Source organism: Pantoea dispersa (assembly GCF_019890955.1).
GTDB lineage: Bacteria > Pseudomonadota > Gammaproteobacteria > Enterobacterales > Enterobacteriaceae > Pantoea > Pantoea dispersa.
Genome location: NZ_CP082346.1, coordinates 145,909 through 159,003 on the forward strand (window position 1 = coordinate 145,909; position 13,095 = coordinate 159,003).

The 13,095-nt window shown below is 55.9% G+C and carries 11 protein-coding genes; 5 read left to right on the forward strand and 6 right to left on the reverse strand.

The genetic code is table 11. The features are described from left to right. Positions 1–138: 138 nt before the first annotated feature. A complete protein-coding gene (gene mqo / locus K7H94_RS00675; RefSeq protein WP_222951495.1) occupies positions 139–1,749 on the reverse strand; it encodes a malate dehydrogenase (quinone) in 1,611 nt (536 codons plus the stop codon). Between the two features lie 526 nt (positions 1,750–2,275). Beyond that, complete coding sequence (locus K7H94_RS00680) at positions 2,276–2,521, reverse strand: DUF1158 domain-containing protein (RefSeq protein WP_010615729.1); 246 nt, start codon at positions 2,519–2,521, stop codon at positions 2,276–2,278. A gap of 286 nt (positions 2,522–2,807) precedes the next feature. Between K7H94_RS00680 and mntP the strand changes: the two genes are divergently transcribed. The 5 genes from mntP (at position 2,808) to treC (ending at position 7,965) form a co-directional block, all read left to right on the forward strand. Further along, a complete protein-coding gene (mntP, locus tag K7H94_RS00685; RefSeq protein ID WP_021507902.1) occupies positions 2,808–3,380 on the forward strand; it encodes a manganese efflux pump MntP in 573 nt (190 codons plus the stop codon). 119 nt (positions 3,381–3,499) lie between these two features. Next, the gene (gene azuC, locus K7H94_RS23270) at positions 3,500–3,577 is read left to right on the forward strand and encodes a stress response protein AzuC (RefSeq protein WP_125310475.1); all 78 of its coding nucleotides are present in this window, start codon (positions 3,500–3,502) and stop codon (positions 3,575–3,577) included. 190 nt (positions 3,578–3,767) lie between these two features. Continuing rightward, complete coding sequence (locus K7H94_RS00695) at positions 3,768–4,604, forward strand: fumarylacetoacetate hydrolase family protein (protein WP_222951496.1); 837 nt, start codon at positions 3,768–3,770, stop codon at positions 4,602–4,604. A gap of 270 nt (positions 4,605–4,874) precedes the next feature. Further along, positions 4,875–6,317 carry a PTS trehalose transporter subunit IIBC gene (gene treB, locus K7H94_RS00700; RefSeq protein WP_222951497.1) on the forward strand — a complete coding sequence of 481 codons (1,443 nt, stop codon included), beginning with the start codon at positions 4,875–4,877 and terminating at the stop codon, positions 6,315–6,317. Beyond that, the gene (gene treC / locus K7H94_RS00705; protein WP_222951498.1) at positions 6,301–7,965 is read left to right on the forward strand and encodes an alpha,alpha-phosphotrehalase; all 1,665 of its coding nucleotides are present in this window, start codon (positions 6,301–6,303) and stop codon (positions 7,963–7,965) included. The genes treB and treC overlap by 17 nt, the downstream gene beginning before the upstream one ends. A gap of 52 nt (positions 7,966–8,017) precedes the next feature. Here the strand turns inward: treC and K7H94_RS00710 are convergent, their stop codons facing one another. The 4 genes from K7H94_RS00710 to K7H94_RS00725 are packed head-to-tail and all read right to left on the reverse strand — an operon-like array spanning position 8,018 to position 12,919. After that, positions 8,018–8,803, reverse strand: coding sequence for a hypothetical protein (locus K7H94_RS00710; RefSeq protein WP_021507898.1), 786 nt, complete (start codon positions 8,801–8,803; stop codon positions 8,018–8,020). Between the two features lie 48 nt (positions 8,804–8,851). Next, positions 8,852–10,258, reverse strand: coding sequence for a radical SAM protein (locus K7H94_RS00715; protein WP_222951499.1), 1,407 nt, complete (start codon positions 10,256–10,258; stop codon positions 8,852–8,854). Continuing rightward, the gene (locus tag K7H94_RS00720; protein WP_150361664.1) at positions 10,258–11,532 is read right to left on the reverse strand and encodes a glycosyltransferase family 2 protein; all 1,275 of its coding nucleotides are present in this window, start codon (positions 11,530–11,532) and stop codon (positions 10,258–10,260) included. Before K7H94_RS00720 ends, K7H94_RS00715 begins: the two co-directional genes overlap by 1 nt. Positions 11,533–11,545: 13 nt before the next feature. Next, positions 11,546–12,919 (reverse strand): glycosyltransferase family protein, encoded by a 1,374-nt coding sequence (locus tag K7H94_RS00725; protein ID WP_222951500.1) that lies wholly within the window; start codon positions 12,917–12,919, stop codon positions 11,546–11,548. Positions 12,920–13,095 lie beyond the last annotated feature (176 nt).

Below are 13,095 nucleotides of genomic sequence, written 5' to 3' on the forward strand. Positions count from 1 at the left end.
GCTTCCTGGTGAATAAATCCCAGGCTGAACCGTCAGGGATTGCGTCATCCAAAGGGCGACACCGTAATCAAAAAAAGAGGCCGCGATTGCGGCCTCAGTCAGGTCTGTATTTACCGGTGAAGGGACAGGCGTCGCCGCTTATTTGCCCACCACATGGGCGGTTTCACGACCTTCGTCGTTCGCGGCTTCCGGCGTGATGACCGGTGCGTAATCCAGCTGCAGCACGCGACTGGTTTCGGCCAGCACCTTCTCGGTCAGCGCCACGTCGCCGTTCAGCTTGCGGCCCCACGACGGGATTACCGCGCGGATTTTAGTTTGCCACTCGGGCGAGCGCATCTGCTCCGGGAACACTTTCGCCATCAGCTCCAGCATAATCGGTGCTGCGGTGGAGGCGCCCGGTGACGCGCCCAGCAGCGCAGAGATCGAGCCGTCGGCCGAGGTGACCACTTCGGTACCGAGACGCAGCACGCCGCCCTCTTTCTCATCATTTTTGATGATTTGCACGCGCTGACCGGCCGTGACCAGCTTCCAGTCTTCCTGTTTTGCCTGCGGCACATAAGCGCGCAGCGCTTCCATACGATCGTCATCGCTCTGCAGCACCTGATCGACCAGATATTTCACCAGATCGAAGCTTTTCAGCCCAACCTGCATCATCGGCAGCAGGTTACTGCTGTTCATCGCGCCGAACATATCCAGTAGCGAGCCCTGCTTGAGGAATTTAGTGGAGAAGGTCGCAAACGGGCCAAACAGCAGCACCTGCTTGCCATCCAGTACGCGGGTATCAACGTGCGGGACCGACATCGGCGGTGCGCCCACGCTGGCTTTGCCGTACACCTTCGCCATGTGCTGCGCCACCACGTCCGGGTTTTCCGTGACGAGGAACGAGCCGCCCACCGGGAAACCGGCGTAGCCTTTTACTTCCGGGATGCCGGTTTTTTGCAGCAGCGGCAGCGCCGCACCGCCGGCACCGATAAACAGCTGGCGCGCGGTCAGCACCCGCGACTCACCGCTGGCGAGGTTGTGCAGGCTTACCTGCCAGCGCCCATCGCTCAGGCGCTTGATATCGCGTACTTCCTGACGCAGACGCAGGCGGAAATTCTCTTTCTTCTCCAGCGCGGCAATCAGCTGGCGCGTCACTTCACCGAAGTTAACGTCGGTGCCCATGTCGGTCCAGGTGGCCGCCACTTTCTGCTTGCGGTCACGCCCGTTCATCACCAGCGGAATCCACTCAGCGATCTGGTCACGATCTTCGGAATAGTTCATACCGCGGAACAGGGTGCTTTTATGCAGTGCCTGGAAGCGCTTGCGCAGGAAAGCCACGTTGGCCTCGCCCCAGACAAAACTCATGTGCGGCGTGCTGTGAATAAAGCTTTGTGGATTACTCAGGTTGCCTTTCTGTACGTGATACGCCCAGAACTGGCGGGAAATCTGGAAGGATTCGTTAATAGCCACCGCTTTGGCAATGTCGATGCTGCCATCCGCTCTTTCGGGCGTATAGTTCAGCTCGGCCAGCGCCGCGTGGCCGGTGCCGGCATTGTTCCAGCCGTTAGAGGATTCGACCGCGACATCATCCAGCCGCTCGACCATCTCAATCGACCAGTCTGGCTCGAGATCCTGCAGCCAGGTGCCTAAGGTAGCACTCATCACGCCTGCGCCGATCAGCAGGACATCTACGTCTTTTCGTTCCTGAAGGTGTGTGCTTTCCATGCCAGCGGCGGCTAGCGCCAGATTTACCGCAGTGTTGCTCATGAGGCGACATCTCCTCTCTGTTGCCCTGAAGCTCAACAGGTTCGCAGGCGAAACAGCCACGCTTTTTGCAAGCGCGTTGCGCTATTTCTCAAAGGTTAAGACTCAGGTTTAAGCCATAGGTGTGATAACGGTTAACTGCACGTTATGCATATGCATTCGAATATAACATTCTCGTATCGGAATTAAACGTTTGTTTATTTTTTAAATGCAGAAATGATTCAGCATAAGAATTAATCAGCCCGACGGCGCTGTCATAAGGGATTTTTATCCCCTAATCAGGCGGTTATAGTAACGTAGTTGTTGCGGCAGTGTGAGGGAAATGGAGAGGGTTGATTTCACACGGTGAGCTGGATCACAAATTAACGCATTGAAAAAGATAGGTTTTAGCGAAATTGATTTTTTATGCGGATTTTATGTTGCCTGATGTTTCGCCAGCTCGTGTAAAAATAATGTTACATTTATGTGGCTTTTTATTTGGGCACCGTGTCAGGTGCCCGTCAGAAGAAAAATGCATCACGTACACCGTTCAGCGCAGCTGGAACCAGCGGCGCCAGACGAAGCGGATAATGAAAAACTCAACGGTACCCAGCAGCAAAAACCAGACGCAGAACACCATGGTGTACAGCTGATTCACATCCTGCAGATGCAGAGCCTGCTGCAGCTGTTTTGCCAGCGCCACGCCAAACGAAGGGGCGGGCAGCAGTAGCGCCGAAAGAAAGCCCAGCAGCAGAATGCCGCCCGGGATGATCAGCGTTTCAAATGGGTTTTTCATCGCATCATTCCAAAATCAGTTAGCGCGGGCATTAGCGCATAAAACCGCGGCGCGGTGCAATCCCCGCAGCAGCGTACGCTAAGAAATTTCTTCTATTCCATCTACTTAGCTGCAGAAATAGCGGCAGTTAAGAGTTATAGCCTTTGCTATACTTAAACCCATGATTTTGTTGTCTTTTTTTTGGCGGGTTGGCGTGCTAGACTGCGCGCACTTTTTCATTACTGAACCCGATATGCGGACAAAGTGCAGGCTTAATCGTCTTATTTCACCGCATTGACTGAAAACCATGACATTTATCGCAACCCTGATTCTGGCCTTTGGTATGTCGATGGACGCTTTCGCTGCAGCACTGGGCAAAGGCGCGTCGCTGTATCGTCCGGGTTTCAAAGAAGCATTACGCACAGGGCTGATTTTTGGCGTCATTGAAATGCTGACGCCGCTGGTGGGGTGGGCCATCGGGCTGGCCGCCAGCCACTACATTATGGCGTGGGATCACTGGGTGGCATTTGGTCTGCTGGGCATTCTTGGCGGACGAATGATCATGGAAGGCTTCCGTCAGACGGCCGACGAGCCGTGCGAAGCGCCGCAGCGCCACGGCTTTATGGTACTGGCGCTGACGGCGGTAGCGACCAGCCTCGATGCGCTGGCGGTGGGAGTTGGCCTCGCGTTCCTGCAGGTTAATATTGTGCTCACCGCGCTCACCATCGGTGCGGCTACCACCATCATGGCGACCACCGGTGTGCTGGTCGGCCGCTTTATCGGTCCGGTAATGGGCAAATGGGCGGAAGTGCTGGGCGGCGTGGTACTGATCAGCATTGGCTGCACCATCCTGATTGAGCACTTAGGGCTGTTCCGTTAACGACTTGCACGATGGGGTGGGCGCGTTATTGTGATCTGGTTCAAAAATAATTGCGTGAAAAATGCGCGGGCGTTATAATTTTCGCGTAATTCTTCAACAATTTTTGTATCAGGTGCACCATGAAACGTTTTTTCCGCTCCGTGTTTCGCTCTTATGTTGAGACCTTCAAACACGTACCGCCGGGTGCCTTAAACTAAGCGCTCCGCCAGAAACCCTCGATAATCGCGGTCAGGGATCGACCTGTGGTTATCACCCGGCGCCGTTCCCCTCTGCGCACCTCTGTCACCAAAACTCACAAACATTAATTACTTTACCCTCAGGTCATACCGCTTTTCCGTCTGGCTTTTGATAACCTGCGCGCAAATTCTCTATAACATTGAGGCCATCATGCAGCTGTGCAGTTTTTCTCTTATTGACCAGGCAAGAAAAAGTTATGGCATCGTGCAACCCGACGGCGTGATCGATCTCGGTGCGCGGCTGGGCGACAGCTGTCCGGATTTGAAAACCCTGCTGCAGCGCGGTGGCCTGAGTGACCTGCAGGGGTACCTGAGCGAGCCGGTGGACTATGCCTTCAGCGCGATTCGCTTCCTGCCGGTGGTGGAAAACCCAGGCAAAGTCTTCTGCGTTGGTATGAACTATGCCGACAAGCGCCAGGAGTTTGCCGCCACGCTCGACGCACCGACGCTGTTCGTGCGCTTTGCCGATTCGCTGGCAGCACACGAGCAGCCCCTGCTTAAACCGGCGACCACGGCTGAATTTGATTACGAAGGCGAGCTGGCGGTGATCATCGGCAAGGCGGCTTATCAGGTAAAAGCCGCCGATGCGCTACAGCATGTGGCGGGCTACAGCTGCTTTATGGATGCCACGGTGCGCGACATGCAGTTCACCTGGTTTACCGCAGGCAAAAACTGGCAGCAAACCGGCGGCTTTGGCCCGTGGATGACCACCGCCGACGACATCCCGGACCCGCAGCAGCTGGCGATCAAAACCTGGCTGAATCAGCGCGAAGTGCAGAACGATACCACGGCCAGCATGGTGCATCCGGTGGCGAAGATCATTGAATACATCTCGGCGTTTAGTCCGCTGTCACCGGGCGATGTCATCATCACCGGCTCACCAGGCGGCGTGGGGAAAAAGCGTACGCCACCGCTGTTTATGTTCCCTGGCGATGAGATCGAAGTGGAAATTGAGAAGATTGGTCGTCTGCGCCACCGCATCGTCTGACGCATTATTGCGCGGTGGCGAAATTTGCGCTGCCACCGCGCTACCGTTTAAATAAATATTCAACAATACGAAATGTCCCGAATTTATATTTAAATGGCGCAAATTTAGTTATCAGGTTAAATAATTATTGTTAAGTTAATTTTCCTGCGATGTATTGCGTAAATATTTTTGTGATCGCCAACTAATTCCCTCGTTTTGCTATGGTTAAAATTAAAAGCAGCGGCGTATTATCGTCCACTGCCGATTCCGGCATGGAAATAAGGGATGATAATGAAAACCATCAGTCGCGAGATCATTAACGATCTCATTGACCGCGTGGGCGGTCGGGAAAATATTCTGTCACTTTCGCACTGTATTACCCGCCTGCGCTTTGTGCTGCAGGATGTCGACAAAGCCGATCCGGTGGCCATCCGCGCCACGCCCGGCGTTAAAGGATGCTTTAACTCTGCCGGACAGTTTCAGGTAATTATTGGAACCGAAGTTGACACTTATTATAAAGCGTTAGTAGAGGCACTAAATATTAGTGAGACCTCTAAAGAGCAGATTAAATCTGAGGCGCGCAGCCAGATGAAATGGCACGAGGCATTATTATCCCATTTTGCTGAGATATTTTTCCCGTTATTACCGGCTTTAATTAGCGGCGGTTTAATTCTCGGTTTCCGTAACGTGCTGGGCGATATTGCCGTGGCGGATGATAAAACCCTGGTGCAGCTCTATCCCGGTGTGAAAGGGCTGTACGATTTCCTCTGGCTGATCGGTGAAGCGATCTTCTTCTATTTGCCGGTGGGGATTTGCTGGTCGGTGGTGCGCAAGCTGGGCGGTACGCCAATCCTGGGGATTGTGCTGGGCATTACGCTGGTTTCACCGCAGCTGATGAATGCGTATCTGATTGGCAGCCAGGTGCCGGAAGTGTGGAACTTCGGCTGGTTCAGCATTGATCGGGTCGGCTATCAGGCGCAGGTGATCCCGGCGCTGCTGGCCGGGCTGGCGCTGGCGAAAATCGAACTGGCGTTAAAACGTATCGTGCCCGCCTATCTGACGCTGGTGGTGGTGCCTGTGTGTGCGCTGCTGCTGTCGGTTTTCCTCGCCCACAGCCTGATTGGTCCGTTTGGCCGTCTGATCGGCGACGGCATCGCCTTCGCGGTGCGTCATCTGATGACCGGCAGCTTCGCGCCGATTGGTGCCGCGCTGTTTGGCTTCCTGTATGCGCCGATGGTGATCACCGGCGTGCATCAGACCACGCTGGCGGTTGATCTGCAGATGATTCAGAGCATGGGCGGCACGCCGGTGTGGCCGCTGATTGCGCTGTCCAATATTGCACAGGGTGCTGCGGTGGTCGGCATCATTATCGCTAACAAAGATCGTGCTGAACGCGACCTCACCGTGCCGGCCGCTATTTCGGCGTGGCTCGGCGTAACGGAGCCGGCGATGTACGGCGTCAACCTCAAGTACCGCTACCCCATGCTGTGCGCCATGATTGGCTCTGCGCTGGCGGCGCTGCTGTGCGGCCTCAACGGCGTGATGGCCAACGGCATCGGCGTGGGCGGCTTGCCGGGCATCCTCTCGATTCAGCCACAGTACTGGACGGTTTACTCGCTGGCGATTCTGGTGGCGATTCTGGTTCCGCTGCTGCTGACCATCATCATCACCAAACGAAAAGCGGCAACCGCCATCATCAGCCAGGCCGAGGTGCAACATGAACAGGCACGCTGAATATCCCTGGTGGCGCCAGGCGGTGATCTACCAAATCTATCCTAAAAGTTTTCAGGACAGCGGGGCGCGCGGCACCGGCGATCTCAACGGCGTGATCCAGCGGCTGGATTATCTGCAGCAGCTGGGCGTCGATGCGCTGTGGCTGACGCCGATCTATGTGTCGCCGCAGATCGATAACGGTTACGACGTGGCGGATTACACCGCCATCGATCCCGCCTATGGCACCATGGCCGACTTTGACCACCTGCTGGCGGAGACGCACCGGCGCGGTATGCGCATGGTGCTGGATATGGTGTTCAACCACACCTCGACCGAGCACGCCTGGTTTAAGCGTGCCGAAGCCGGTGAACAGCCGTACGTCGATTTCTATATCTGGCGCGACGGGGTGCCCGGCACGCCACCCAACAACTGGCAGTCTAAGTTTGGCGGCAGCGCCTGGGCGTGGAACGAACGGCGTCAGCAATACTATCTGCATCTGTACGCGCCGGAACAGGCCGATCTCAACTGGGAAAACCCGGCGGTGCGCGAGGCGTTAAAGCAGGTGTGCCACTTCTGGGCGGATCGAGGCGTCGATGGATTGCGGCTTGATGTGATCAACCTGGTGTCGAAGCACCAGGATTTTAGCGACGATCTGCCCGGCCATGACGGGCGGCGGTTCTATACCGATGGCCCGCGCATCCATGACTACCTGCAGGAGTTCAACCGCGATGTGTTCACGCCGCGCGGGCTGATGACGGTGGGAGAAATGTCCTCGACCACGCTGGCCAACTGCCAGCGCTATGCTTCGCTGGCGCAAAACGAGCTGTCGATGACCTTTAACTTCCATCATCTCAAGGTGGATTATCCCCAGGGCGACAAATGGACGCTGGCGGCCCCGGACTTCGTTCAGCTCAAGGCAATTTTTGCGGAGTGGCAGCGCGGGATGCACGACGTGGCGTGGAATGCGCTGTTCTGGTGTAACCACGATCAGCCGCGTATCGTCACGCGCTTTGGTGATGAAGGTGCGCTGCGCATCGCCTCGGCAAAATGCTTTGCGATGCTGCTGCACGGCATGCAGGGCACGCCCTATATCTATCAGGGCGAAGAGCTGGGGATGACCAACCCTCATTTTACCTGCATTGAGCAGTATCAGGACATCGAGAGCCACAACATCCACGCTGCGTGGCTGGCGCAGGGCAAGCCGGAGGCGGCAATCCTGGCGATTCTGGCCAGCAAATCGCGCGATAACAGCCGCTCGCCGATGCTGTGGGACAGCAGCGCCAATGCCGGCTTCACGCGGGGTGAGCCGTGGATAGGCGTGGCGGATAACTCTACACTGATCAACGCGGCTAACGCGCTGCTCGACAGCAACTCGGTGTTCTATGGCTACCAAACGCTGATTCGGCTGCGTAAGCGTTACGCTATCTTCACCGAGGGCGATTATCAGGATCTGGCACCGGAAGCGTCACACATCTGGTGTTATCGTCGCAATTCGCCGCGTGAAAGCCTGCTGGTGGTGGCGAACCTGAGTCACAGCGCGCAGCCACTGCTGCTGCCGGAAGTTGAAGGCAACTGGCAGGTACTGATGAGTAATTACAGTGAGGCATCGCCGCCTGGGGCATTGACGCACCTGCGGCCTTTTGAAGCGGTGTATTACTACCAGTCGTAACGGAGAAAACCGGCGGCGCGTTACAGCCGTAAGCAGAACGCGCCGCCAGCACTCACTTCAGCATGCCACATTCCGCCACGGCGAGATAATCGGTATACAGCTGCGGCGAACCGGAAAAGGACGCCAGCTGCTTCCACTCTTCATACATCTGTTTGGTATCCCGGTGCGTGCGCGCAAAGTCAGCCGCGCTGGCGGTGGCGATATCAGGCTGCGGATAAAACACATTCAGCGCCGCTTCACTCTCAATCTCCATCATCACCACATAGCCGTCCAGCCGGTTGCCGCTGTGGCCTTTCAGCAGATGAAACTTCCAGCCGGGATAATCAACGATACGCGCGGCATTCTGCGCGATGAATTGCTCAAATTCCTGCGGCTGCACGCCCGGTCGCAGCGCCAGATAGTGAGTACCGAGAATGCGCGCGGTGCCGCTGCGGGCATCAAAGCGCGGGCCACCCGGCAGCGTACTGTGAGGATTCTCTGCCAGCAGATCGAAATGGGTGAAAATTGTCGGGCGCCGCGCGAAGGTCGCCAGCTGGCGCCACTCGCTGAGCAGCGCGTCCGCGTCAGGATGCAGATGCCAGAAGTGCTCTGCCTCGGCGGTAAGTTCACCGTCATCCTGCATAAAGCGCGCGCGCTGTGCCGCATCTTTCATTTCAAACAGCATCAGGTATTGATCGACGCGCTCGCCGCGCAGACCGCGAAACAGCGTCCAGCGCCAGCCGGGATAGCAGGGGAGATGCACGCCTTTTTCGCGCACGAAGGTTTCAAACTGTTCAGCGGTGACGCCCGCTTCGGTGTCGATGGCGATATAAAAAAAGCTATAAACAGACTGGGACATAACAGGCTCCAGGCACGCCGTCGCGTGCCGTTGAGAGGTAAGGGCGGTTTAGTCGAACTGGGTATTGATGATGGCTTCTACCAGCACGCGGCCGGCGGGGGTGAGCGTGACGTAGCGGCCATTGCTGTGCACTAACTCGCGCTGCTGCAACTCACGCAGCGCACGGGCGATGGTCGGCTGGGCAAACAGGCTGACGCCAAACTTCTGCTGAAACAGCACATCGTCGAGCGGAATCAGCGTTGACAGCGCCATCTTGCAGCCGTTGATGGCCTGCTGATCCGGCGACATACCGCGCACCGAGGCGATCGGCAGCTCACCGTTATCCAGTGCGCGCTGATAATCGGCGTAGTCGGTCAGGTTAATCAGCTCCGCGCCGGCACATTTGGAGCTGCCGCCAAGGCCAATCGCCACTTCCGGTGCCTGCTGGTCGAGATCGGTAATGATCGCTTTCCACTTCTCCGGCGGTGCGCTGCGATGGTGGAAATACATGGTGGGATGTTCAAGGTAATCGCCATCCAGCCACTGCTCGGCCAGCGCGCGCATCTGATACTGCTGACCCAGGCTGGGCATCGCCGCATTCTTACGCTGCCAGGCATTTTCTCCCTCCGCCGATACGCCGGTGCGGCTCTCGGCGAACGGCTTCATGTGCAGCTTGGTGAACACCAGATGCGACAGGTCAAGCGCGCGCGCCTGCTGCAGATCGTCACGCACGTCGTCCACCGTTTGTCCCAGCAGGCCATACATCAGGTCGACGCTGACCAGGGCGAAGCCCAGCTCGCGCGCATCACGAATCACCTTGTAGCAGGCATCCGCGCTGTGCAGGCGACCACAGCCTTTGATCAGGCGGTCTGAGAATGACTGCGCGCCAAACGACAGTTTGCTGAAGCCCAGTTCGCGCAGCTGCGCGAGGAATTCGCGCGTCAGCGTGCCGGGCTCGCCTTCGAAGCGCAGCGTGGCTTCGCGGAAGTTGAAATGGTTGCGGTAAAAATCCATTAAGCGCCGCAGCTCATCCGGTGGCAGCAGCGAGGGCGTGCCGCCGAACAGGTTGAACTCACCCACCGGCACTTCACCCAGTGTCGGCAACTGCGCCAGCCACAGTTTCGCCTCCTGAATATTGCGATCGACGATATCGCGGAACAGCTCAGGCGCGCGCGGCGACTGCGGATTTACAATCACCGTAGGAAACTGGCAAAAGTGGCACTTGTAGCGGCAGGTAGGGATATACGCCCACAGATGAATTTGCGGCGCATGGCTCAGGCTGTGCTGCATGGCGCGGAAAAAATTCGGCAGCGGGAAATCGTCGATATCACCGGGAAATACATGGCAACCAAAAGGATCATGCACAACGTATTCCAGCAAATCGGCGTTTTCCGGCCGGCTAAGCACCTCGCATATGGCCGGGCGAGGATAGTGACGATCGATATCCTGCAGGGATTGCAGCCAGGCAGCACGCATCAGAACACCCCGCCGTTTGCAAAGTAGTTATGCGCCTCACCGGATTCGCGATCTTCGCAGTAATACCAGACAAAGCGGGCGAAATCATTTTCCGTCACCCGGGCAAAGCAGGCCGGCAGCGGCGGTGGCTCGCCAATCTCTGCGCCGACGGCACGACGCAGCGCGGCAAACAGCTCATGGCGGAATTCAAAATAGAGGCGAAACGCCGGGGTTTTGTAGCTGTGAATCGGCAGGAAATCGGTCACGCTCATCTCCTGCATCATGCTGTGAATGCGGGCGAACAGGCGTTCAGCCACCTCTGGCGTGAAGAAATCAATCACCGCGGCATCGTCGCGCAGCAGCGACGGATTCAGCAACACCGGCAGCACCAGATTTTTTGGCACGTAATCTTTAATCGAGTAGTGCCACGCCTGCTGCGCCTGCTCTGCGCTGACATCGGTGAACGGCGTCAGCGCGGTGAGCGTGGGTCGCACATCCTTCATGATGATGGTGCCGTTATGGCCGTAGGCCACGCCTTCAATCACTTCGTGCAGCAGGTTATCCACCCGGCGGCTGTTGATCTGCACGCGGGAATTGGGCGCATACACCGGTTTGCCGCCAGCGGCGATCACCTTGATGCCAAAATCCCAGTCGTCTGACAGATGTTCAACAAACTCACCGTTTTTCAGCTGGTAAAAAATCTCGATGCCGCCCACTTCGTCGTACAGCTGCTTTTCGACGCCAAAGCCTTTGCCGTCCGGAAAGCCGCCAAACAGGGAGAAGGAAGCGTGGCGGCAGCGCAGCGTTTTATCAATCTCCGCATACAGCCGCGGGCGCTCGTGGAAATCCGCGGTTTCGTAGTAGTAGTTACAGGTGCCCAGATCGCCGTTTTGCGCAATCATGGTGCCGACCAGTTCGTCGATCCACAGTGCATCAACGGTGCAGTCCGCATCGGCCGAAAGGATGTAGTGCTTGCGCTGAAAGCCGCTGGCCTCGTCGCGCAGACCGGCGCGCTGTGAGGCGAAATCCATGCCTTTTTTCCGCGCCGAAGAGACGCCCTGCACCGTCTCCTGCAGCTGATGAATTGTCAGCTGCGGATGCTGCGCGGCAAAGGCTTCAATCAGCGCGACCGAGTTATCTGTGGAATTATTATCCACCATGATCACTTCCAGATTATCAAAATTAAACAATCCGCCGGGTGAACGCTGCTGCAATATTGATTCCAGCACCGCGTTAATACGTGCTGCCTCGTTATAAACCGGCAGCACGACAGAAATAAAACAACGGTTATCCATAGTCACTCCTTAACTACACATTAAATATCTGCCGGAAGATGTGATCCGACAGCAGGGATTTTCCTTTCTGATAATTGCGCGTGGCGATGGCGTCACGGCGCGCGTCATCCCGTAATAAAGCACTGACGCGCTGAATAAAATCGGCATCCGGCAGGCCATCATGGCTGGCGGAAATCGCCATCAGTTCGCCTTCAAAACCGTACTGGCCATACACCTCGTGATAATATTCATAGCGGGTGGCGATATAACAGCGCTGATGGCTGATCGCCTCGCCAATCGGATTACCGTAGCTGTCGTAATCCCATGCGGTTAAAAACGACACCACATCGCAGGCGTGATAAAGATCCTGAATGGTGGTGGCCTGTGGATTACGCTCCATAAAGTCGTGATTTAACGCGCCAAAAAAGATGACGTAACGCTCCAGCTGGAACCGGCTAATTAATTGCTTTAATGCGTGATAATGCACGCTGTCTTCCAGCGGATCGCCGGCGACCATTAAATAAACGCGCTGTGGCTGATGCTGTGCGATAAGTTCACTGTTCAGCGCATGCAACAGGTGAATATCCCGATCGAGTCGCTTAGCCGGAATAATTCGCGTGGTGCGGGCAATCACCTTGTCCTGCGCCAGCAACCCAAACTGGCGGCGTAAATCTTTGCGCGGATGGCTCGGGTCAAAAGGATAGGTATTACGCATCACCTCAATTTCGACCTGATGTTCGCACCAGGCCGCCAGCTGTGAGGCTAGCGCCTGGTTCAGCGTGACGTAGGTAATATGCGGCGAGGGCTGCGGCCTGACGGCATGTGGCCAGGGCGCGCTGCCGTAACGCGATGAAGTGGATTCGCTGTTCCACATCAGGTCATGGTCGCGCCACAACACAAACCGGCCGAGCTGTTTTGCGGCTCCGTATTGCGCTATCGCCAGATAGAGCGCGCGGGTAAAAATAATATTATCCGGCAGCGTCCCGTTCTCAATGATTAAATAATTGATATCCAGCGCCTGCCATTTTGCGCACAGCGCGTTTGCCACCGCCTGTGCCATCTTTTCCGTCTGCTGCACCAGGATTTTCTCTGCGGCGGCATCCAGCGTCTGGCTATGATTAATCAGTACGTCATGAATATATTGCAGAAAGGCCGGGTTATAACCTTCCACCTGACGAATTTCATCGTGCCGGACTAATGTAAAATGATGCTTCAGCGAATTAATCTCATTTTCGGAATAGGGACGTCCGAAGTTTCCCTTATCAATTTTTATGTCGTAGCCGATATCAAGAAAGGAGGTGATTCCCTGCTCGCGTAAACGAACGGCAATTTTAGTGGCTTCTACTGTAATACCCGATAATGCCACGGCATCAAAAGAGATAAAAAGGGCCTTGCGTTGTAAATCCATTTGGTCACCACGCTCATACCTGAACATTAATAGTGACTGAACGGTAAGTTAAATTATCCGGTCAAACTTTGATCCAATCCACAAAAGTTTACTGTGGCTAATTAATTCACCTTCGTTAATGCATTAATGGATAATAATGCACTGAGGATGGTGATACATAATATTCGTCTTTGAGT